The 23,044-nt window shown below is 39.1% G+C and carries 18 protein-coding genes; 9 read left to right on the plus strand and 9 right to left on the minus strand.

Annotation, left to right across the window (positions count from 1 at the left end; all coding sequences use genetic code 11):
• Window positions 1–161: 161 nt before the first annotated feature.
• Window positions 162–527: a toxin-antitoxin system YwqK family antitoxin gene (locus tag ACFO5T_RS09005; protein WP_038598995.1), complete on the plus strand. Its 366-nt coding sequence runs from the start codon at window positions 162–164 to the stop codon at window positions 525–527.
• 103 nt (window positions 528–630) lie between these two features.
• Here the strand turns inward: ACFO5T_RS09005 and ACFO5T_RS09010 are convergent, their stop codons facing one another.
• Together ACFO5T_RS09010 and ACFO5T_RS09015 are read right to left on the minus strand one after the other, a co-directional pair.
• Window positions 631–3,450 (minus strand): TonB-dependent receptor, encoded by a 2,820-nt coding sequence (locus ACFO5T_RS09010; protein WP_380033727.1) that lies wholly within the window; start codon window positions 3,448–3,450, stop codon window positions 631–633.
• Window positions 3,451–3,535: 85 nt separating this feature from the next.
• Window positions 3,536–4,786 (minus strand): hypothetical protein, encoded by a 1,251-nt coding sequence (locus ACFO5T_RS09015; protein WP_380033729.1) that lies wholly within the window; start codon window positions 4,784–4,786, stop codon window positions 3,536–3,538.
• A 230-nt stretch (window positions 4,787–5,016) separates the two neighbouring features.
• On the opposite strand from ACFO5T_RS09015, the gene dgt reads away from it, so the two are divergent.
• Window positions 5,017–6,348, plus strand: a complete 1,332-nt coding sequence (gene dgt / locus ACFO5T_RS09020; protein ID WP_380033933.1) for a dGTP triphosphohydrolase — start codon at window positions 5,017–5,019, stop codon at window positions 6,346–6,348.
• Between the two features lie 83 nt (window positions 6,349–6,431).
• A complete protein-coding gene (locus ACFO5T_RS09025; protein WP_380033731.1) occupies window positions 6,432–9,134 on the plus strand; it encodes a T9SS-dependent M36 family metallopeptidase in 2,703 nt (900 codons plus the stop codon).
• 54 nt (window positions 9,135–9,188) lie between these two features.
• On the opposite strand, the gene ACFO5T_RS09030 is transcribed toward ACFO5T_RS09025, so the two are convergent.
• The gene (locus ACFO5T_RS09030) at window positions 9,189–10,952 is read right to left on the minus strand and encodes a 1-deoxy-D-xylulose-5-phosphate synthase (protein WP_380033733.1); all 1,764 of its coding nucleotides are present in this window, start codon (window positions 10,950–10,952) and stop codon (window positions 9,189–9,191) included.
• A 53-nt stretch (window positions 10,953–11,005) separates the two neighbouring features.
• Between ACFO5T_RS09030 and ACFO5T_RS09035 the strand changes: the two genes are divergently transcribed.
• Window positions 11,006–11,455, plus strand: coding sequence for a nucleoside deaminase (locus ACFO5T_RS09035; RefSeq protein WP_380033735.1), 450 nt, complete (start codon window positions 11,006–11,008; stop codon window positions 11,453–11,455).
• A 46-nt stretch (window positions 11,456–11,501) separates the two neighbouring features.
• On the opposite strand, the gene ACFO5T_RS09040 is transcribed toward ACFO5T_RS09035, so the two are convergent.
• Together ACFO5T_RS09040 and ACFO5T_RS09045 are read right to left on the minus strand one after the other, a co-directional pair.
• Window positions 11,502–12,272: a TIGR03915 family putative DNA repair protein gene (locus ACFO5T_RS09040; RefSeq protein ID WP_375252787.1), complete on the minus strand. Its 771-nt coding sequence runs from the start codon at window positions 12,270–12,272 to the stop codon at window positions 11,502–11,504.
• Between the two features lies 1 nt (window position 12,273).
• Window positions 12,274–13,560: a putative DNA modification/repair radical SAM protein gene (locus ACFO5T_RS09045; RefSeq protein WP_380033737.1), complete on the minus strand. Its 1,287-nt coding sequence runs from the start codon at window positions 13,558–13,560 to the stop codon at window positions 12,274–12,276.
• Window positions 13,561–13,738: 178 nt separating this feature from the next.
• Here ACFO5T_RS09045 and ACFO5T_RS09050 point away from each other — a divergent pair, with 178 nt between their 5' ends.
• Window positions 13,739–14,698, plus strand: a complete 960-nt coding sequence (locus ACFO5T_RS09050; RefSeq protein ID WP_380033739.1) for a carbon-nitrogen hydrolase family protein — start codon at window positions 13,739–13,741, stop codon at window positions 14,696–14,698.
• 47 nt (window positions 14,699–14,745) lie between these two features.
• Here the strand turns inward: ACFO5T_RS09050 and ACFO5T_RS09055 are convergent, their stop codons facing one another.
• A complete protein-coding gene (locus ACFO5T_RS09055) occupies window positions 14,746–15,369 on the minus strand; it encodes an ExbD/TolR family protein (RefSeq protein ID WP_380033741.1) in 624 nt (207 codons plus the stop codon).
• A gap of 202 nt (window positions 15,370–15,571) precedes the next feature.
• Between ACFO5T_RS09055 and ACFO5T_RS09060 the strand changes: the two genes are divergently transcribed.
• From ACFO5T_RS09060 to ACFO5T_RS09075, 4 genes are read left to right on the plus strand one after another with little or no spacing between them, the layout of a single operon-like run.
• Entirely contained in the window at window positions 15,572–16,462 is an 891-nt protein-coding gene (locus ACFO5T_RS09060; protein WP_038599021.1) for a pseudouridine synthase, read from the plus strand.
• Window positions 16,463–16,468: 6 nt separating this feature from the next.
• Window positions 16,469–17,188 (plus strand): glycosyltransferase, encoded by a 720-nt coding sequence (locus ACFO5T_RS09065; protein ID WP_380033744.1) that lies wholly within the window; start codon window positions 16,469–16,471, stop codon window positions 17,186–17,188.
• On the plus strand, window positions 17,181–17,801 hold the full coding sequence (locus tag ACFO5T_RS09070) for a lipid-A-disaccharide synthase N-terminal domain-containing protein (protein WP_380033746.1): 621 nt from the start codon (window positions 17,181–17,183) through the stop codon (window positions 17,799–17,801). Before ACFO5T_RS09065 ends, ACFO5T_RS09070 begins: the two co-directional genes overlap by 8 nt.
• Window positions 17,798–19,456 carry an ArnT family glycosyltransferase gene (locus tag ACFO5T_RS09075; RefSeq protein WP_380033748.1) on the plus strand — a complete coding sequence of 553 codons (1,659 nt, stop codon included), beginning with the start codon at window positions 17,798–17,800 and terminating at the stop codon, window positions 19,454–19,456. The genes ACFO5T_RS09070 and ACFO5T_RS09075 overlap by 4 nt, the downstream gene beginning before the upstream one ends.
• On the opposite strand, the gene ACFO5T_RS09080 is transcribed toward ACFO5T_RS09075, so the two are convergent.
• The 3 genes from ACFO5T_RS09080 to ACFO5T_RS09090 are packed head-to-tail and all read right to left on the minus strand — an operon-like array spanning window position 19,434 to window position 23,040.
• Window positions 19,434–20,861, minus strand: a complete 1,428-nt coding sequence (locus ACFO5T_RS09080) for an MptA/MptB family glycosyltransferase (RefSeq protein WP_380033750.1) — start codon at window positions 20,859–20,861, stop codon at window positions 19,434–19,436. The genes ACFO5T_RS09075 and ACFO5T_RS09080 overlap by 23 nt on opposite strands.
• Complete coding sequence (locus ACFO5T_RS09085; protein ID WP_380033752.1) at window positions 20,858–22,348, minus strand: cellulose synthase family protein; 1,491 nt, start codon at window positions 22,346–22,348, stop codon at window positions 20,858–20,860. Before ACFO5T_RS09085 ends, ACFO5T_RS09080 begins: the two co-directional genes overlap by 4 nt.
• Complete coding sequence (locus ACFO5T_RS09090; protein ID WP_380033754.1) at window positions 22,348–23,040, minus strand: glycosyltransferase family 2 protein; 693 nt, start codon at window positions 23,038–23,040, stop codon at window positions 22,348–22,350. Before ACFO5T_RS09090 ends, ACFO5T_RS09085 begins: the two co-directional genes overlap by 1 nt.
• Window positions 23,041–23,044: the final 4 nt, after the last annotated feature.

Here is a 23,044-nt window from a genome sequence, read left to right on the forward strand (position 1 = left end):
GTATGTAAATTATAATTGTTAAAATAAATTATATAAATCATTGAAAATGAGATAAATATAGATTTAATGTAAATTTTATGTAAATAAAAAGTTACCTTATTGTTGATTAATGGTAAAGTTTAAGTTATCTTTACAGGGTAAATAATTCAAAAGCGAAGAATATGAAAAAGATAATGATGATAGCGGCAGCACTTTTAATGGTAGTTTCTGTACAGGCACAAGATGATGTTGTAAAAAACACATACGTAGAAAATGGAGATGTCATTGAAGCGACAATTCATTTTGATACAGGAGAGGTAAGTCAGACGGGTTACTTTACAAAGGATGGTAAAATTACAGGAGAATGGACAAGTTTTGATCGTAATGGAAACAAAACAGCAACAGCTCAATACGATAAGGGACAAAAAGTAGGTACTTGGTTTTTCTGGTCATCAGAGAAGCTTACGGAGGTTAACTATAGAGATTCTAGAGTTGCAGAGGTAAACACTTGGAAAAACGAAGGGACTCGAGTGGTAAGCAATAGATAATATTTACGCTTTCGCGAAAGCGAACATATTTCCCCCATATATTATAAAAAAAAGGTCTCCGTTATGGAGACCTTTTTTTGTGGCTAATTCAAATAATTGTTGATTAAAACTTAAAGCTGTAGCTTAAGCTAAAATCTTGTCCAGGGCTCCACTTAGAGTATAACTGGTCTTGTGCTCCAAACGATTGGAAAACACTCTCACGGTCATCATTAAGTAAGTTACCTGCTTTGAAGGTGATTGTTTGATTTTGATCTTCTCCAAATGATTTTGAAAGGTTAAACTTAAGATCGTTAAATGGAAGTGTATACACATCTGCAATTTCTCCAGCGGCAACAATCTCTAGTGTTTTACCTTGTACGTTGTAAAAGAGACCAGATTTCCAGCCACTTTCTTTAGACTCATAAGCAATACCTGCGTTAAGTAAGAAAGGTGATTGCCCTTGTAATACACGCCCGTCTCCTAAGTCTTCTCCATCTTTTAATAAAGCTTGTCTTAAGATAAGTTCATCTTCATTATATGTCTCGTTAGACTCAATGATAGATGTATTTAAGTTAAGAGAGAAGTTGTCAAGTCCTATAATGTCAAGACTTTTACGTAACTCAAGCTCTACTCCATACACTTCGGCATCTCCTAAGTTTCTTGGTGTTACTTGGCCTGTAGCCTCTGCAAAGAATGTAAGTTCTATAGGGTCTTTGAACTTTTTGTAAAATCCAGAAAGTGCTAAGAAATCACCTAGTCCAAACTTCTTTTCTTCTTCTCCATAAATCTCATAACGAAGGTCGAAGTTATTAATGTAGGTAGGCTGTAAGTTTATGTTACCAATAAATAATTCATTTTCAATCGGGTTGAAAATTTGTGCAAGCGAAGCTTCTTTAAAAGATGGTCTCGCTGTTGTTCTAGCAAAAGAAGCTCTCAGTTTTTGAGCACCTTCTTCATTCATATCAAATATTAAGTTTGCTGAAGGGAAAAGATCAAATTTGTCTAAGATTTTTTCTTCGTCAAAAATGTTTCCATTCTGGTCTTGACCTGTATAAATAAGATCAAATTTCTCAGCGCGTAAACCTACAATTGCTGTAAACCAGCTATAAGGTCTAAACTCTTCTGATGCATAAAGTGCAGCGATATTAATATTTGAATCGAAAGAATCATTTTCGTTTGAATCTTGTCTTACAAAAAATCCAGAGTCGTCTGTTGCGCTATAAGCATATTGACCTAAAATAGCATTTGGATCTCCGTTTAATATTGTAGAGTCGAAGTTTCTAAATGGTGTAGAAAAACGTACTGTAGTAAAATCACGTTGTTTGTATGTAAATGCTCCTCCAAATTTAAGCTTAGCATCTTTTTCAAAAAGTTGGTGCTTGCGTGTTAAGTCTAGTTTACTTGCTACATTTATTTCATCTAGCTCCCTAAAAAAACGTGAAGCATCACCAGACTCAGATGGACTTATAATAAAATCTCCAGAATCTTCATTAATTAAGAAAGGAGTAGTTCTGAAATCTTTGTCATCTACATTTGAAAAGGTAGGAGATAATTTCCACTCTGTTGTCCAGCTTGCATCTTCATTAGTGTGTTTACCACTAAAAAAGAGGTTAGTAAGACCACGCTCTGTGTAAATAAGAACGTCTTTTTTAATCGTGTTACTGTTGTCTATACGGTTAGTTTGTGTCAAGAGAGATGCTCCAGACTCACCATTTTGTATGTGTAGTACATTAAAGCGATACTTAGAGCGGTCTGTCTTGTAAGATAGGCCTCCTAGTGCACTTATAAGTACATTATTTTCTCCTCTTTCACCTTGTTGCGTTCTATCAGTATTTAACTCAAAAATACTAGGATCTGTATCTTTTCTAAAACGTTGTCCATCTACATAATCATCATAATAAGTAGTTTCGTTTTTGTAAGAAACAGAAGCAAGGAAACCGAGTTTGTTGTCACCTACATCATAAGAGTTACCTGTGGTAAACGACAGGCTCATATCTGCACCACTATTTTCACGTGCTGCTGCCAGGGTGGGGTTAAGTCTTCCAGCAAGAAACTCTGCCGTATTTGGCGTAGTCGTAGGGAAGTTGAATTCTTGGTTCTCATTAAAAGGGTTACTACGTAAACCGTCATCAAAACCTAAAAAGTCAGTACCACTAGATTCGTTAGTAATATAATTACTGTTAAAGTGAAAGTCTGGATTGTAACCTAGCCCAATAGATGCGCTAGACTGCTTTCCGTTAGGGATGTCTTTCGTTACAATATCTACAACTCCACCTGTAAAATCTGCAGGTTGATCTGCAGTAGATGATTTTACTACGATAATGTTTTCAAGTAGTGATGATGGAAAGATATCTAGTTGTAGTGTATTACGGTCTGGATCTAGACCTGGTACATCTACACCATTAAGTATTGTTTTTGTGTAGCGATCTCCAAGACCACGTACATAAACATATTTACCTCCTTGAACAGATACTCCTGGTACATTACGTACCGCAGAGGCTACGTTACTTGCTCCACTTTTCTTGATGCTTTCTAATGAAAGACCATCTAGTAACTGCACAGATTTTCTCTGTAGATTCAAAACAGATTGTTCTGTGTTTTTACGTGCAGTAGTTGTGATGACAACCTCGTCTAGTGACGCTCCAGAAAGTGTTACGTCTAGTACAGTGGTTTTTCCTTCTTTTACCACAACTTCAGAAATTTGTTGTGTAGTGTATCCCACAAACGAGAATTCGATTACATACGTTCCTGGCTCGACATCCAGCGTGTATTTACCATCAAAGTCTGAGGTGGTTCCTTTAGTAGTTCCTTGAACGAGGATGTTTGCAAAAGGTAAAATGTCATTAAGTTGACCGTCATTTACAGTACCTGCAATGGTACCAGTTTGAGCTTGTAAGCTTATGGCAGTTACTAAAAGAAAGAATGAATAAATTAAAGTTTTCATAGGTGTTATAATTCATAAGATTGCCCGCTATAGCTAGCGGGCAAATCTCAATTGATAATTTTGGTGTATCGTGATATTATATTAATTAGTCAATCACACCAGATGTACTTGCTGCTGCAAATGTCCATCCAAATACTGTAAGGTCTGCACCGCCAGATGTTCCTGTTGTTGCCCAGTCTGCAGCTTGATCTGTAAATGAAGGAGTGATTATTGTAGACTCACCGTCTCCAGTTTTTTCTACAAAGATGCTGTTAGCCTCTGCTGGTCCGTTTACTACCCAGTTTGAGAAGCTTACTAAACCGTCTATGTAGTTTTGAGCAACTCCATTGTTGTCAAGCTCTACATCTTTACCATCTTGGAATCCTGTAGCATATACGTTGTTTGTTGCTCCTTGAGCACCATCACGGTAATCTGCATACTCACCATTTGAAGCATCAGCGCTACCTATGATAGTAAGACCATCTATTACAAAAGCACCGTTTAAAGATCCTTCTGGTCCGTCTATTTCAAGTGCGTGGTCAGAAATGTTTCCAGCTACTACTACAGAGTTTGTGATAGTTCCAGAGTATGCTTGGTCGATATCAAGACCGTCATCTCCTTGTGCCCATACTAATAGGTTAGAAGCGTTTACTGTTCCTCCAAAGAATTCTACTCCGTCATCTACGTTTCCTACAACCTCTACGTGATCTACAGTTGTACCTGTACCTACACCGCCTAGTGTAAGACCGTTAATTTCGTTTCCTTCTCCTATTAAAGTTCCTCCGTGACGGATAGAAACATAAGATATCGTTCCAGAATCATCTGCAGCATCTGTACCTCCGTAAAGTCCGTTTGTATCATCTGCAGGGATACCTTCAATTTGTGTTGCTTCTATATCACCATCTTCAGAGATAGGTGCTCTTCCTAGTACGATAAGCCCTCCCCATAAACCACGAGTGTTTTCATCAAGAGTTCCTACTGTCTGTCCTACTGCAATTCCATCTGCAGCAGATGTCATAATGATAGGTGCAGTTGCTGTACCGTTTGCTTCTATTTTTGCTCCTCTTGCAATTACAAGTACAGATGCGTTTGCCTCTTGACCTGCAAAGGCCTTTATGATTGTTCCCGGCTCTATAGTAAGTGTATTACCAGCAGTTACTGTAACACGTCCATCTAGTTCCCAGATTGTATCTGCTGTAAGTGTAAGATCCTCATTGATTTCACCTGTAAGGGTTCCGTTAACTGTCTCTCCTGGTGTTTCAGTAGGCTGTTCTGTAATAACTATTGGTTGGTCATCATCTCCACAACTTACTAGTAGTGCACTTGCGAATGCTACGCTTAAAAAGAATTTTTTCATTGTTAATCGAGTTAGTTTTGAATCTTGTTTTGTTCGCTGCAAATATCATCACATTTTCTAGCGGGTGGGTTATGGGTGTGTTACGCTTCCTTTATTAACAGGTAATATTTATGTTAGTTAAATGTTAAGAGGGTTTGTTTTGCTTAACATTTGTGAGGAGATGTAGATTACGCTTTCGCGAAAGCGTAAAACCCACTATCTTGTCTACCTTAAAGAAATAGATAACTATGATGCAATGGGAACGCCTACTTTCACTCAAAAGACAGGGAGATACAAATAAAAGATTACGAGCAGAGCAAGATGAAACGAGGTTGGGTTTTGAGGTAGACTATGACCGTATTATATTTTCATCGGCTTTTAGGAGTCTACAAGACAAGACACAAGTAATCCCTTTATCTAAAACAGATTTTGTTCATACACGACTCACACACAGTCTAGAGGTTGCTGTTGTGGGAAGATCTTTAGGAAGGCAAGTAGGGAAGCGTATTTTAGAAAAATACCCGCATCTGGCAGAAGTACACGGTTATAAGATGAATGATTTTGGAGCTATAGTCGCTGCGGCTGCACTTGCTCACGATATAGGTAATCCTCCCTTTGGTCATTCTGGAGAGAAATCTATAGGTGATTTTTTTAAAAATGGAGATGGTAAACGATTTAAGTCTGAGCTTACTGAAAAGGAGTATGAAGACCTTTGTAGCTTTGAAGGTAATGCAAACGGATTTAAAATTCTCACCGAGTCAAGACCTGGTGCAGATGGTGGCTTGAGACTCTCTTATGCGACTCTGGGTACTTTTATGAAATATCCAAAAGAGTCACTCCCTCACAAACCTACGAATCATATAGCCGATAAGAAATACGGTTTCTTTCAAGAAGATAAGGAAGCTTTTAAAGAAGTTGCAGAGGAGCTGGGGCTTATCCAGACTCGTACAGGAGAAGATATAAGTTATGCAAGACACCCACTTACATTTCTAGTAGAGGCAGCAGATGATATCTGTTATACAATTATAGATTTTGAGGATGGTATTAACCTTGGACTTATACCAGAAGAGTATGCATTAGAGTATCTTATTAAACTAGTTCCTCATATTAATAGGTCTAAATATGCTTCTCTTACCGAGAAGTCTGCACGAGTAGGTTACTTGCGTGCGCTCGCTATAGGAACTTTAATAGATGAAGCCGTTTCTATATTTATGGATAATGAAGAGGCTATACTCAATGGTACTTTTGCAAAAGGCTTATTAGATAAATCTAGTTATGAAGCACAAATTAACGACGTACTTAAAATAAGTGTCTCAAATATTTACCAGAGTGACGAGGTGATCTCAAAAGAGATTGCTGGATATGAAATTTTAAATACATTATTAACAGCGCGTTGTAAGGCTATTACAGAAAAGCCGACACACTACGATAAGCTGGTGATACAATTATTTAAAACACGTACTGGAGAAGATAATTCCCTTTATCAAGAATTGTTGGAAATATGCAATCAGGTATCTGTTATGACAGATAGCAAGTCGTTGAAAATTTTTGAACAGCTTAAGGGAATGAATATTTCCAGTTAAACAAGACTGTTAATCATTATTTTGCATTTGTATTAACACATTTGTTGACATAACTTTACCGAGCTTATTAAAATCCTAAATATATGTTCAAACACTACTCAAAATTTCTTGCTATTCTTTTCTTGTTTGGTGCTGCTGGTTTGCAGGCTCAAGATTATGTAACTCTATTGCAAGAACAATTAATCAATCAAAGATCTGAGTCTGGAATTACAACCTCAGATGTAGACGACTTGTATGTATACAGTCAGTCTAGAACGCAAAAAACAGGCATCACGCACGTGTATGCTGGACAGAAATACAATGATATTTCTATTTTTAATGCTGCTGTAAACGGTGCTTTTAATGGTCAAGAGCTCGTTTATATGACAAATACACTAGAGGCAAACGTAGCTTCACGTGTTAATGCAGCGGTTCCACAACTTAATCCTTTACAAGCAGCAGCATCTGCAGCAACGAGATTAGGATTAGGTACGGGGACTTTCTCAATAATTGAAACAGTTACTACCAAGGAGTTCTTACTTAACACCGGTAATGTTTCTCTAGAAGATGTACCTGTAGAGCTTGTGTATGTACCGGTAGGTGATGCACTTGTGCTAGCTTGGGATCTTAACATCCATACCCTAGATGGTAAACACTGGTGGAGTGTACGCATAGATGCAAGTAGCGGAGAGATTCTTGACCAGAATGACTGGGTGGTGTCTTGTTCTTTTGGAACGCATAACCACAAAGCTGTTACAAGTCGAAAAGTAAAAGAAGAAAACAACTTTACACTTTTTAAGACAAATCAAACAAATGGAGCCTTAGCTGGAGAACAGTATTTTGTATATCCACTTCCTTTAGAAAGTCCTAACCACGGAGACGCTGCTTTAGTAGTAGAACCTCAAGACCCTGTTGCATCACCTTTCGGGTGGCACGATACAGACGGGGTAGAGGGTGCAGAGTTTACAATTACAAGAGGTAATAATGTATATGCACTTGATGATACCGCAGGAGATAATGAAGAAACCATAGGAGCGTCACCAGACGGGGGTGATGCACTTAATTTTGACTTTCCTTACAACTTTGATACAAATCCTGTAAATATGTTAGATGCAGCGACAACTAACTTGTTTTATTGGAATAACATCGTACACGATATATTATATCAATATGGTTTTGATGAAGAAAATGGAAATTTTCAACAAACCAACTATACGGGTATGGCAGATGGTGACGACTTTGTAGTTGCAGATGCACAAGATGGTTCTGGATTAAATAACGCAAACTTTGCAACGCCTCCAGACGGAATTAATCCAAGAATGCAAATGTTCTTATTTTCTGCATCAGGCCCTCCTGGTGATCTAGTTACTATTGACGAAGGTCCTCTAGCTGGAGGTTATGTGGGAGTTCCTTCACAGTTTGGAGCGCCTATTCCAGAAGAGGAGGCTCTTGTCGCAGACCTTGCTCTTGCCATAGATGATAACTCTGGAGGAGAGTCTACAGATGAGTTAGATGCCTGTGATGTTATTACAAATGAGGCAGACCTAGCAGGTAAAATTGCTGTATTAAGAAGAGGAGCTTGTGAATTCGGGGTAAAAGTTCTTGCTGCCGAAAATGCTGGTGCTGTAGCCGTTATTGTAGTCAATAATGTCGCAGATGCACCTATCGCAATGGCTCCTGGAGCCGTAGGAGATCAGGTAACGATACCTAACCTGATGGTGTCATTAGAAGACGGTGAGGCTGTCATAGCCGCATTAATTGCTGGTGAAACTATAAACGCTTCTATTTTATTTGCAGGGCCATACCAAGTAGATGGTGACCTTGATAATGGTATAATCGCACACGAGTATGGGCACGGTGTGTCTAACAGACTTACAGGGGGAAGAAATAATTCTAACTGTATGCGTACCTGCGTTCAGTTTGACGCAAATGGTTGTGTTGCTGGTAAGGCTACAGAGGTGATGAGTGAAGGATGGTCAGATTATTTTGGGCTAATGCTTACAATGGAAGAAGGAGATACTGGGGCAGATGTTCGTGGTATAGGGACCTTTGCAATAGGACAAGATACAGATGGTGGTGGAATACGACCTACTCCATATAGTACAGACTTTGCAGTAAATAACTCAACTTATGATAGCGTTGCTGTTTTTGAAAGTACTACAGCACCTCATCCAGTAGGTTATGTTTGGACGACTATGATCTGGGATATGACTTGGAACCTTATAGAAGAATATGGTTTTGATGCAGATATTTACAACGGTACTGGAGGTAATAACATCGCATTACAATTAGTAATAGATGGTCTTAAGTTACAACCTTGTAACCCAGGATTTGTAGATGGTCGTGATGCCATACTAGCAGCCGTAGAGATGAGTCCTTACCTAGCAGATGAGGATGAAAAAGCAGCCGTGGGTTGTATCATCTGGAATTCTTTTGCAAATAGAGGTTTAGGATGGTCTGCAGATCAAGGTGACTGGAGAGAAAGAGAAGATGGTACATCTGCTACAGATTTACCACCAGATAACTTAAACCCTTGTAATGGTCCACTTTCTGTTGCAGAGGTAGGAGAAGGTGTATTTAGTATTTTCCCTAACCCTACTAATGGAGAGATAAACATTGCAGTAGCAACTCCTCAAGGAGCAGGAACGGTGAAGATTGTAGATATTAATGGTCGTACAGTATACTCAAAAGATGTTGTTCTTCAAGATACAGTAAGATTACAGGCAGAAGGTCTGGCAACAGGTATATATTTACTACAAGTACAGACAGACCTAGGGACAGAGACTACAAAACTTATTATTGAGTAGTAGCTTTAAGTCTAAATTATTTAAAATCGGTAGGTCACAAGCCTGCCGATTTTTTTATGCTAAGTTTTTAAGAAGTAAAGAAAGTGAAGCCACAGAAATACCAGCTTCTGCATATTGCTGCTCTACCGTAGCGTGTTCTATAAACCTGTCAGGTATGCCTAAGATGGTAAGGGAGCCTTTGTACGCTTTCGCGAAAGCGTAATCACCCACACTACTACCCAGACCGCCTATTTTAGAACCATCTTCTACAGTAATGATATGGTCATAAGTAGTAAAAATAGTGTCTAGTAGAGCCGTGTCTAGCGGTTTTAAAAACCCCATATCATACACACTACAACTTGCATTTACCTCGTTTACAGCAGTCAGTACATTTTTGATAATGCTACCTAAAGTTACAACTGCTGTCTTCTTTCCTTTGATAATGTTGTAACCTTTACCAATAGTGATTTCTTTAAATGGTAATTGCCAGTTTATATGAACACCTCTCCCCCTAGGGTAACGTATCACAATAGGATGGTCGAGGCCCTGCTGGGCAGTGTACATTATATTACGCAAAGCAATCTCATCGCTAGGCGCATAAATAATAAGATTAGGAATACAGTTAAGATACGCTAGATCATAAACTCCTTGATGTGTGCCACCATCTTGCCCCACAAGCCCAGCTCTGTCTAAACAAAAGATAACAGGTAGGTTTTGAAGCGCTACATCGTGTATCACTTGGTCATAAGCACGTTGTAAGAACGTTGAGTATATATTACAAAAAACAACCATACCCTCAGTTGCCAGTCCTGCCGAAAGTGTTACTGCGTGTTGCTCAGCAAGACCCACATCAAAAGCTCTATCTGGAAAAGCTTCAATCATATACTTGAGAGAGCTGCCGGTAGGCATTGCTGGTGTGATACCTATAATTTTTTTATTTAAAGTAGCGAGCTCAACAATGGTATGGCCAAAAACGTCTTGATATTTAGGAGGCTGTGGAGTGCTATCTTTTGCCACTCTAATGCCTGTTGTAGCATCAAACTTGCCTGGGGCGTGATAGGTGATTTGCTCACGCTCTGCTAGAGCGAGACCTTTACCTTTTGTAGTAATTACGTGTAAAAATTTAGGACCCTTAGTTTTCTTTAATTCCTGTAAAACCTCAGTTAAGGCATTTAAATCGTGCCCATCTACAGGCCCAAAGTAACTAAAATTAAGCGCCTCAAAAATATTTTCTTCTCGAGCGGTACCTTTTTTTACGTTAGTAAGATACCTCTTGAGAGCACCTACGCTAGGATCTATACCTATAGCGTTATCATTAAGTATTACTAGCAAATTTGCGTCTGTAACTCCAGCGTGATTAAGCCCTTCAAAAGCCATACCACTGGCTATAGATGCATCGCCTATTACCGCTATGTGATGACGGTTGTGCGCTCCTTTGAGACCAGCAGCCATCGCCATACCCAGTGCAGCACTTATTGAGGTACTACTGTGCCCTGTACCAAAGGTGTCATAAATACTCTCAGCTCTATTAGGAAAACCACTTATACCACCTTTTTGTCTATTAGTATGAAAGATGTCTTTACGGCCTGTAAGGATTTTATGCCCGTAAGCTTGATGACCTACGTCCCAAATCAGGTTATCACTAGGTGTGTTAAATATATAGTGTAGTGCTATGGTAAGTTCTACAACTCCTAAGCTTGCACCTAGGTGCCCTTCTTTGGTAGCAATAATATCTATGATAAACCTACGTAACTCTTGGGCAAGTACTGGTAATTGCTCCGGAGTTAAAGCGCGCAAGTCCGCTGGACTTAAAATGGTATCTAGAATACTTTTTTGCATCGCACAAAGGTACGTCTTGAATCTGTATTTTTATATCCTATAAAACAGAACAGATGCTAGAACCATACGACGATACCTACTTTATGAAAAAAGCACTACAAGAGGCTCAAGCCGCTTTTGATCAAGGTGAGATACCCGTGGGAGCTGTTGTTGTGATTGATAATATGATTATAGCGAGAGCCCATAATCTTACAGAGCGTCTCACAGATGTAACTGCGCACGCGGAGATGCAGGCTATTACCAGTGCCTCAAATTATATAGGAGGTAAATATTTACAGCAGTGCACCTTGTATGTGACGCTGGAGCCCTGCCAGATGTGTGCTGGAGCGTTGTACTGGAGCCAGATAGGGCGTATTGTGTATGGAGCAAGTGATGAACGTCGTGGTTATGAGAAAATGGGCACAACTTTGCATCCTAAAACTAAAGTGGAGCGTGGTATTCTCGCGCACGAGTGTGAGCAAATAATGAAAAGCTTCTTTATTGATAAACGCGGAATTAACTAGTAGTAGTTACGCTTTCGCGAAAGCGAACTAAGTATTGCAACCATCGCTATGGCTGCTTTTCACTAAGATACTTCCAGTATCTTCTAGGTACGTGTTGTAAATGCAGTCTCATATTCTTTCTTGAAGGAATATTTGTGCTCTTAAAATAGTTTTTCCAGAGATCCTGATAGTGCATCTCGTCGTGGGTGAAATAAAAAGGCGCTGCCTCACTCGTATTTATATCTTTTGAAATCTCTAGCTTTACGTATGAGATTTTATGCAGGTCGTAGTACACCCCATAATGTCTGCACCTGTCATAAATGAGCCACTTCTGGTCTGCATATCTATTTTTAAAGTGAATCGCATTAAGTGGTAGCGTGTCAAAATCTGGTTCTATCTCTGCAAAGTAAACATTGTCTTTTGTGAGTTTAAACCGTACGAAGGCATCCATCCTGTGTTTTTCTCTACCCACCATTTTTACAAGATTGCTCAGTCTCAAAACATCTACATCTGCATAATCTTCTGTAACCCGATGTCCTAAAAAACCTTTTTTTATAATGCGTAGAAGCACACGCTCACGATCTGGTTTTTCACTGAGGAAAGCTCGATAAATCCAGTCGCCTGCTTTTTTGCCTATTTTGGTTTGTATGCCTTTCCATACGCGGTCTGCTTTTACTTGATCTGTGTAAACAGTGTGCTCTTCATCAAAGAAATTTTCGGTAGCGATGCGCTCGCTTACTATTTTTACCACCAAAGGTTTGCGCTCATATACCTCAAACACCGCCGAAAGAAAACCTTCAAAGGTGCCATCATATATGTATTGATCTATCATTCCCATATCAAGAAGTGGTTAAAGGAGCATTTGAGCCAAAAAGGTTGAGCTGGTTGCTATATGCACCACGCCACTTGCTGCCAGATGTTCCCATAATCAAGCTCTTTAATTGTGCGGCAGTACGGTCTTTGGTCTCAAAAGTTGCAGAGTCACATATGAGAAAATATTGCGCTCTGTTCATAGAGATGCCTATCGCTTTAAGGTGCTCCCAGTTTAGTTTTCTATAGCGGCGTGCTTGTATAATTTTATGCACAGATCGCATCCCTATACCTGGTATGCGTGCGAGCATTCTCCGGTCTGCTTTATTAATATCTACGGGAAAGTGCTCTAGATTGCGTAGTGCCCAGCTTAGCTTTGGGTCTATGTCTGTCTCAAGATTAGGGTGCTCCTTATTAAGTAACTCACGTATATCAAACCCGTAAAAACGCAACAGCCAGTCTGTCTGGTATAATCTGTTTTCTCGCATCATAGGTACTTCTGTGCCTATAGATGGTAGACGCTCGTCATAGCTTATAGGTATGTAGCCAGAGTAGTACACGCGTTTCATTTTAAACTGTTTATAAAAGTATGCACTGGTATACATAATCTCTGCATCTGTCTCGCCGCTTGCACCTATTATCATTTGTGTGCTCTGGCCTGCCGGAGCATAAATAGGTGTGCTTTTTATGAGTTTCTTCTCGCTCTTGTACTGTATGATTTCATTTTTCACTTTTTGCATAGGTTTTATAAAATCTTCCCGTTTCTTATCTGGTGCAAGTAGTTTTAATCCCTTTTCTGATGGGATCTCTATGTTTACAGATAATCTATCTGCATACAGGCCTGCCTCTCGCATAAGCTCGTCACTAGCTCCTGGTATAGATTTGAGATGTATGTACCCATTAAAGTTTTCTTCCTCGCGCAACTTTTTTGCCACAGCAACAAGTCGCTCCATTGTATAGTCTGCATTTTTAAAAATGCCACTGCTCAAAAACAATCCTTCTATATAATTACGGCGGTAAAAGTTAATGGTAAGATCTACCACCTCTTGAACTTTAAATGCAGCTCGCTTTATATCATGACTCTTGCGAGTGACGCAGTATGCACAGTCAAAGATGCAGTGGTTGGTAAGTAAAATTTTAAGTAAAGACACACACCTACCATCTTCTGTGTACGTGTGACAAATGCCCATACCACTTGAGTCTCCCAAACCTTTATTCTTATTTGTACGCTTACTACCACTAGAGGAGCAAGAGACATCATACTTTGCAGCATCTGCAAGGATGTTTAGTTTTTCTTTAATACGTTCAAAATTCATAATTTGGGATTTATGTCAAAATTATGGAAATATTCCTAACAATAAGATAAATTCCTAATTATAGTGAACGATTTTGAAATCTTTTTGTGCGCTTTCGCGAAAGCGTAATCACTTATCACCGACTACTATTATGTATTTTTAATGATGATAACCTATTTAAACAAATCATAACCACTATATGTCACAGCCTAACCACCTTAAAGTTGCTCTTGCTCAAATCGCTCCAGTCTGGGGAGATCGCGATGCCACGATTGAGAAAATAAAAACAGCTATAATAGAAGCGGCTTCAAATGATGCAGAGCTCATCATTTTTGGTGAGGGGCTTTTGCCAGGTTATCCATACTGGTTGTCACTTACAGATGGAGCCGCTTGGGACACAAAGGTGGTAAAAGAGCTTCACGCACACTATACTAGAAATGCGGTAGATATAGAACGAGGAGATTTACAAGAGATATGTGATCTTGCTCAAAATTATAATATTGCAATATATCTTGGAATTATAGAAAAACCAATGGATAGGGGTGGAGCTAGTCTATATTGTTCTCTTGTGTATATAGATCAAGAAGGCGTTATACAATCTGTACACCGTAAGTTACAGCCTACTTATGATGAGCGCCTTACCTGGGCGCCAGGTGATGGTCACGGTTTACGAGTACACCCGCTTAAACAATTTACTGTAGGTGGACTTAATTGCTGGGAGAACTGGATGCCGCTACCGCGTGCTGCAATGTATGCACAAGGAGAAAACTTGCACATAGCCGTATGGCCAGGCAGTGATTATAATACAAAAGACATCACACGATTCATTGCTCGCGAGTCGCGCAGTTATGTTATATCTGTATCAAGTAGAATGGCAATCGCAACAGATTTTCCAAATGAGACACCTCATTTACAAGAAGTTTTAAAATGTGCTCCAGAAGTTTCTTCAAATGGAGGTTCTTGTATTGCCGGGCCAGATGGAGAGTTTATACTGCCACCAGATATCACAACAGAAGGTAATATTTATCACACCCTAGATTTTAATAAGGTATATGAGGAGCGACAAAACTTTGACCCATCAGGTCACTACTCGCGTCCAGATGTAACTCAGCTTACAGTAAACAGAGAACGCCAGCGGGTAGTTAAGTTTAATGATTAATGTAAAAGAGGTGTAATCCAGATTATGATTACACCTCTTTTATGAGTTTACAGTCTTAACTCTCTTTTTGTAGTAGTTTCAGAGATGAGCATCGGGTAAAGGGAACGCACTTTTTTAAGTTGCATTTTTACTTTCTCTAGATTGCCATCATAGGAGCCTTCCCGCACCGCTTTGTTAATAGATGAATAGTCTTGTTTGTATAATCGCTTATATGCTCTCTGGCGCAAATCTTCATAAGCCGCAGTGAGTTGAGCTTGCACCTGTATATAGGTGTTATAGTCTGTAAGTCTATCTGGGGAGAGGGATATTACTGCCTTTTGAGGATTATCTGAAGAGAGTAGGCTATGCTCACCTAGACAATAATCGCAATGACCTTCCATACCCATTGGTATGCCGCCGTTATCTAAAAATGCAATAACCACCTCTTTTAGATCTGTAATAGGGACTCGCTTTTCTTCTACAAGAATTTCATTTTCAGGATTGACCATAATTTGTAATAGATTTTTTTCTTTTACGTGAGCTTCGGTAGCATCTGTGAGTGCTGGTGGTAGCTGCCTGGCGATGCCTTTGTCCTTTTCGATGGTGGTGGTGACTAAGAAAAAAATAAGTAATAAGAATGCAATGTCTGCCATAGACCCCGCATTTACTTCTGGAGTAGTACGTCTTCTCATAATATAAAGTTTTAAAATGTTGAACACCTATACAGAATCAAGTTCTGTGCCGAAGCAGCTGTTTTAAAATGAGTGACTTATGATGTTGAGGCGGTGTGGTGGGCTTATATTGCTTTCGCGAAAGCGGTTATCACAACATTCTACACACATACTACTAATCACAACAGACTAAATCTTACCTTTGTAGCTTAAATAAAATGTAATGAGCAGAGGAGCAGATAATCGAGGAAAAGGAAAACCATCTGGACGCAGTGGCGCAGGAGGAAAGCAAAAAAGCGGTTCTCGTGGTACACAACCCGTACGTAAACAAGGAGGAAGACCTACCGCAAAGGCAAAAGATAAAGCCTTTGATGCACCAAAAAAACAAACGCAACGTAAGAAAGATGATGGGACGATGCGTCTTAATAAATATATAGCAAACTCTGGAGTGTGTTCTCGTAGAGAGGCAGATATGTATATATCTATAGGTCAAGTTACCGTAAATGGTAAGGTGATTAATGAGATGGGTTACCAAGTAAAAATTGAAGATGATGTGCGTTTTGACGGGCGTCGTATTAACCCAGAGGCAAAGGCATATGTGTTACTTAATAAGCCTAAAGGGTTTGCAACCACCACAAGTAATGATAAAGGAAATACGGTGATGGATCTCGTAGCGGGATCTACAAAATCACGTATACAACCTATAGGTAGACTAGGGCGCAACGCAATGGGGTTACTGCTCTTTACTAACGATGATGAGCTTGTACAACGATTTACAAACTCAAAAAAGGGAGTAGATAAATTATACCATATAGAGCTATCTAATAATCTTAAAGCTGCAGATGCAGAGCGTATAAGAGAAGGCCTCAAAATAGGAGGTAAGACGATAATGGTAGAGGAAATAAGCTTTGTAGATGGAGCTCCTAAGAAAGAAGTAGGACTTCGTATTAAAAATACAGGTAATAGTATTATACGTACTATTTTTGAACATCTTAATTATGAGGTGGTGCGTGTAGATTGTGTTACTATAGCAGGATTAACTAAGAAAGACTTACCACGTGGTCACTGGCGTCACCTTACAAAACAAGAGGTGATCAATCTTAAAAACGGTTAATAGGTTATGGAGTATCGTCTCACCATTGTTGTACCTGTGTATAATGAAGAAGATAATCTCTTACGAGTAGAATCTGAATTTAACGCCTATTTTAAAACCGCAAAAGCAAAGAGTAAAGTGCTTTTTGTAAATGATGGCTCTAAGGATACGAGTCTAGATATCATAAAAGACATTTGTGCACGTAGCACAGATTTTGAGTACATCGCCTTTACAGAAAACTGTGGCTTAAGTGCCGCTATAAAAGCAGGTTTTGATCACGCAGATACTGAGTTAGTTGGGTATATAGATAGCGATTTACAAACTGCTCCAGATGATTTTAATATACTTATAGAGGAGATAGGACCTTACGACCTAGTTACCGGTGTACGTGCAGATAGGCAAGACTCTTTTGTTAAGAATATGTCTTCAAAAATTGCAAACGGGATACGTCGTTCATTTACCCACGATGGGATGGACGATACAGGTTGCCCGCTCAAAATTATCAAAACAGATTATGCACAGCGCATCCCTATGTTTAAGGGATTACACCGTTTCTTGCCTGCAATGATATTATTACAAGAAGGTAAAGTAAAACAAGTGCCAGTGCGTCATTTTCCGCGAGTGGCGGGTGAGGCAAAATTTGGGGTTTGGAACCGCCTTCTAGGGCCACTTATGGATTGCTTTGCTTATCTATGGATGAAGAAAAAGTATATTAATTATAAAGTAGGAAACTCCAGCCGTGGATAGTCTGTCGTTACTTGCTGTGCTTGCCCAAATCCTCTTTGGAGGAAGAATGCTATCGCAGTGGTTACTTTCAGAAAAAAGCAAGAAGGTAGTAACACCTTTAACCTTCTGGTGGCTTAGTCTTTCGGGGTCCTTTGTACTGTTTATATACGGTTACTTCCGTACAGACTTCCCGCTTATGCTGGGGCAAGTGCTGGGATACATCATTTATATAAGAAACCTACAGATACAAAAGCAGTGGAAACTCTTGCCTAAATGGTCTCAGTTTCTCATTATAGCCATACCCATAGGCATTATCACATATGGCTGGAATAATGGAAAGTTTGATCTAGCCGCTCTCTTCTCAAAAGATGAGATGGCTACCTGGCTACTTACTTTAGGTATTGTAGCACAAGTATTATTTACCCTGCGCTTTGTATACCAATGGTTTTATGCAGAAAAGAATAAAGAGGCGACACTACCTTTAGGCTTTTGGCTATTTTCTTTTACTGGAGGACTGCTGTCACTCGTATACTTTTTATACAGAGTAGATTATGTGATGGTCCTCTCTTACTCGCTAGGTACTTTCATTTACGCACGTAATATTTACCTTTATTATACATCAAAAACAGCGTGATAGAGCAATTAGAAAAGCGTCCTGTATTAGTCATCACCTTTGTGGTGCTTGGTATGTTATTGCCTTTTCTAGATGCGCTAGAAGTAACCATAATGGAGGCGCGCAATTTTATCTCTGCAAGAGAGATGCTCACAGATAATAACTGGCTACTCACTACAATGAACGGAGAGCCCCGTTATGAAAAGCCACCATTACCTACCTGGCTTACGGCACTATCAGGCTATGTGTTTGGTATAAAAAGTGTCTGGGCAATGCGACTTCCTGCAGTACTTATGGTTGTATTATTAGGGAGTGTTGTTATTACGCTTTCGCGAAAGCTTACTCTTTCTCCTCGTCATAGTTTACTTAATGGATTGATAAGTGTTACATCTCTTTATGTGGTGCTCATCATTTTTGAGGCTCCTTGGGATATTTATGCACACGCATTTATGCTCTCTGGGATTTATTGTCTTTTTAGTAATTTAAGAAGTCCGTCTGGAGAAAGTAATATCTTGAAATGGGTAGTCGCAGCATTATGCATAGGTGCATCTATACTAAGCAAAGGGCCTGTGTCGCTCTATGCACTGTTTTTACCTTTTGTGATAGCTTACCTAATACAATATAGGAGAGAGACGAGTCGTAAAAAGTGGTTGCCCTTTATAATAACCATATGTATGGGGCTCGTGATAGGTTTCTCTTGGTATATTTATGTAAGAAGTGCAGATCCCGTAACCTTTGCAAGAATCGCCGAAAGGGAGACAGGTAACTGGACAAGTTATAATGTGCGTCCTTTTTATTACTACTGGAGCTTTTTTGTACAAAGTGGTCTCTGGACGATACCTGCTTTTATAAGTCTCCTTTATCCTTATTTAAAAACGCGTGTGTTACACCGTAAAGAGTACACATTTACCTTATTGTGGACCTTACTGGCTGTCGTTTTACTCTCTATCATACCAGAGAAAAAGTCGCGTTACTTGATGCCTGTTTTAATACCGCTTGCATTTACAATAGGTTTTTATATACATTACCTGATAAGGAGTTTTAGTAAGCTTACAGATAGAAGAGAGACCTTGCCGGTTTATTTCAATATTGGGTTAATAGGCACTTTAATTATACTGGGAGGTTTAGCGCTGCTTACACTGGGGTGGCAATTGGCTTACCTCTCTGTATTAGATATCTTACCCGGTGTTTTTGTTGTTTTAGCTGGGGTTTGTATCATTTACTTTCTAGTAAAAAAGGAGCTCTATAAGAGCTTACTATCACTTGTTATTGCTCTTGTATTACTCGTTAATGTCGGTTTTAATGAACGATCTCAATTTAAGAAGTATGCTCACCAGTCTGTCAAGAGTAGCTCACTAGATAATCGAATTGAGACTTCTTTTAAAGCCTTTGAGAACTTACCGGCACTACCTGTGTATGGACTTAATGGTGCCACTCCAGAAATGGTGTGGGCTGCAGGTAAAAAAATCCCAAGGCTTTGTAAAGATGATGAGCTTGTGATCTCAGGTAAGGATAGTTTTTATACACTTGTTTTCTTTGAAGACGATTGGCTCGTATCTGAAACCTTTCCAGATATGCAACATAAGTTTATGTTTACTTTAGAACTTAATACAGCAGACCCAGCTAGTCGCAATTATACAGATAGAAAAGTGGCTAGTGTTTATCTAGTTGAGTAGCGGGTTTTGGCTTCCAAAACACTTCCCAAACAAAAAATCCTATAACAGTGATATACTCTATAGCGACAAGCCATAGGTTTTCATTAAACCCATCTGCACCATAGGCAGCGTAGCTTAATATGATTGTAGCGCTCCAGACTAAAGGAAAGCGATAGCGAGTAAACACACAGAGTAATAATGGTGTTGCTACATACCAAGGGTGTACGGTAGTCGATAATAAGAAGTAAAAAAACATCCCTATGAGAATGGCTGTTATCATAGCCTGCAAGCTTCGATTGTTACGTATAAAAGCGAGTACTACAAGAAGTACAACTACAATTTTGGGTAACAAGGGCCCTACATCTCCTATAATATTCCAGCCTATAACTTGATAGCCTATATACCTTATGATGTAATATATACTTGCATTAAATTCAAATTTTTGAAACCATAAGGCAATGGTGGTGCCAAAATTTTCAGCAAAAGCACCGCTTAAAAATGGTATAAATGTGAGTACCATAACTCCTAGGGTGATGAGGTAAAAGTAAATGAGTCTAGGTATGTTTGTTTTTATTTCGCGAAAGCGGACTTTCCAAGGATATGAACTTCTAAAGTGGGTTGTCTTACCGCCACCCCTGGTTAAGAAGTATTGCATAAATAGGGGTAAAAACAACAGCGGTAACAGCTTAGTTGATATGGAGAGTGCTAAGAACACAGCACTTAAAATCCACTTGCCTTGCGATAACTTGTAAAGGGATAGTACAACAAGAAAAAGCATCACAGACTCAAAGTGCAAGTTGCCCGTCATCTCGATGATGATAAAAGGATTTAAGGCATACCAGAAGATGTTATAAATGGGTAAACCGAGCTTAGTAAGTAATTTTTTACCGTAGATGATTGTGCCTATGTCTGCTAGTATAATTACTATTCTAAATGTGATAACGCTTCCTAGGATACTTTTACTTGAGAAAAGTGCTGCAACTAAGAATATGAGTTGGTTAACAGGTGGGTAGTTCGTAAAATGACTAGCATTGAGTGTACCCATACCTGCATACAGCTCTTGAGCTTGTGCTACAATGTTTGTTGTGCCCGCATCAATATAACTCTGTGGAGTGCTTAAATACGGGTTGTAACCTTGTATGAGCATACGACCATCCCAAATAAATCTATAGAAGTCTTGAGAGAGATTAGGCGTGGTATTTATAAAAATTAATCTAGCGAGAATGGCAATTAAAAAGAGGAGGCCAAAATCGTTTTTACTGCTCTTTACGATTAGATAAAAAGAGGCAAATAAAATACTGTAAAGACTTACTAGAAGAGGAAAATCTGATCTTTGTAAGTGATGTGCAAATAGGTAGTAAACAACAAGGGAAATAACTGCAAGAAGCAATGAGGTTTTTTGATATTTCCACAGGGTTGCTATCACGCTTTGCTCGTTAATGACTTAAAGAATACAAACCCGAAACCTATAAATAACATTAGGTGAAAAGGGAATAATCCAAAATCTCCTCCTTGGTCTCCTACCACAAAGGCAGAGTACATCCCAAAGGCAAAGTATAGCATTAATAGCCCTTCAAAAATCACATTTATAGAGATGTTTTTCTTGATGTATTTGTTCCCTTTCCAAGATTCCTTGAGTTCGCTTATGTTAAATTTTGGGGTGCGTATAAAGTCACTACGTTTCCCTAGGTGCCCTTCTATTACTGCTATAGAGTTATGCAATGAGAAGCCCATTGCGATACTAAAGAATGTAAAGAACATCCCTATATAACGTATAAATTGCTTAAAACCGCCACCGTAAATACTCTTAAACATAAACCAGTAACATATAAAGAATATCACACTACTTATGACAAAGAAAGACATCACGTAAAAGTAAGGCTTAAGGTGAGCATACTCGTTCTTGATATATAACATAGGGATGCTAAGTATCGCTACGATGAGCACGTTTAAAAACATTGTGCTGTTAAGTAAGTGCAGTATGCCGTGCATCTTAGTTTTTGTAGAAAGGCTCTTGCTTGTGACCACCTTTTTAGACATCTTCTGGAAGTTCTCTGCACCACCTTTATTCCATCTAAATTGTTGTGAGCGTGCTGCACTTATAACCACAGGTAATTCTGCAGGAGTTTTTACATCCTCTAGATACTTAAATTTCCAGTTTTTAAGCTGTGCTCTATAACTTAGGTCTAAGTCTTCTGTAAGTGTATCTCCTTCCCAGTTGCCAGCATCTTCAATACACTGCTTACGCCATAGCCCTGCGGTACCGTTAAAGTTTATAAAGTGACCTTTACTGTTGCGACCTACTTGTTCTAATGTAAAGTGAGCATCTAGAGCAAAAGCTTGTACTCGAGTAAGTAGTGAGTACTCTCTATTAATATGCCCCCAGCGAGTCTGTACTACACCTATGTTTCGATCTTTAAAGTAAGGTACCGTGCGTTGCAACCAGTTGGGCTCGGGAAGAAAATCTGCATCAAAAATGGCAATATACTCTCCCTTTGCAATCTTAAGCCCTTCCTTAAGAGCACCAGCCTTAAAGCCAGAACGGTCTTCACGAGTAACGTGCTTTATATCTAAACCTTGATTTTTAAGTCTCTCTATATGATTTTTTGTACGCTCAAAAGACTCATCTGTACTATCGTCTAGTACCTGTATCTCAAGCTTCTCCTTTGGGTAGTCTAGCAACGCAATATTGTCTAGTAATCGCTCCATCACATAGAGTTCATTATATACAGGTAGCTGTATAGTAACTAGTGGGATTTGAGCCGGGTCTTTAAAATTAAACTTTGGAGCATCATCTTTAATGCGCTGCGCTCTTAGGTAATTAAAAAGCAAGTTGAGTTGCGATAGACTGTAGGCAAATATGATAACTAGCGATATCGTGTAGATAACTATGATAGATATTTCTAAAATCATTACTTAAAACTGTATTTAAAAATCCACCCTAATATTTTTACTCCTGCCATAACTGCGCCCTTTACAGTACCAGATACTTTTGAAACGCCTATGCGGTTTCTGTAGTTTACGGGCACTTCGGTATATTTCATTTTCTTTTTTAAGACCTTAAGTTGCATCTCTACAGTCCAGCCATATGTTTTATCTTCCATCTCTAAGGCGAGGAGGCTATCATATTTCATTGCTCTAAATGGGCCAAGATCTGTAAAACGTGCGCCAAAAAATAGACTCATAAGCGTTGTGGCTAGCCAGTTTCCAAAAATTTGTGGTCCTGTCATAGACCCGCTTTCGCGAAAGCGTTTATCTCTAGCACCAATCACCATATCACAGTTGTCTTGCACAATAGGTGCTATTAACTTAGTAAGCTCTTCTGGGTAATCACTATAATCACCATCTAAAAAAACAACGATGTCTGGCTTAGGAGTATGGCTCGCAATATAATTCATCCCTTTAAGGCAAGCATAGCCATAACCCATTTGCTCTTCTCTTAAAACGGTAGCTCCATTTTCTTGAGCAACTTGCTCTGTGTTATCTGTAGAGGCATTGCTTACTACAATTACTTCGTTAACAATAGCGGGAATGTCTTGCAGAACAAGTCCTATAGAATCTTGTTCATTGTAGGCTGGTATAATAACTTTTATAAGGGGCTCCATAATG

It is taken from the genome of Dokdonia genika (assembly GCF_042652845.1).
Classification (GTDB): Bacteria; Bacteroidota; Bacteroidia; order Flavobacteriales; family Flavobacteriaceae; genus Dokdonia; species Dokdonia donghaensis.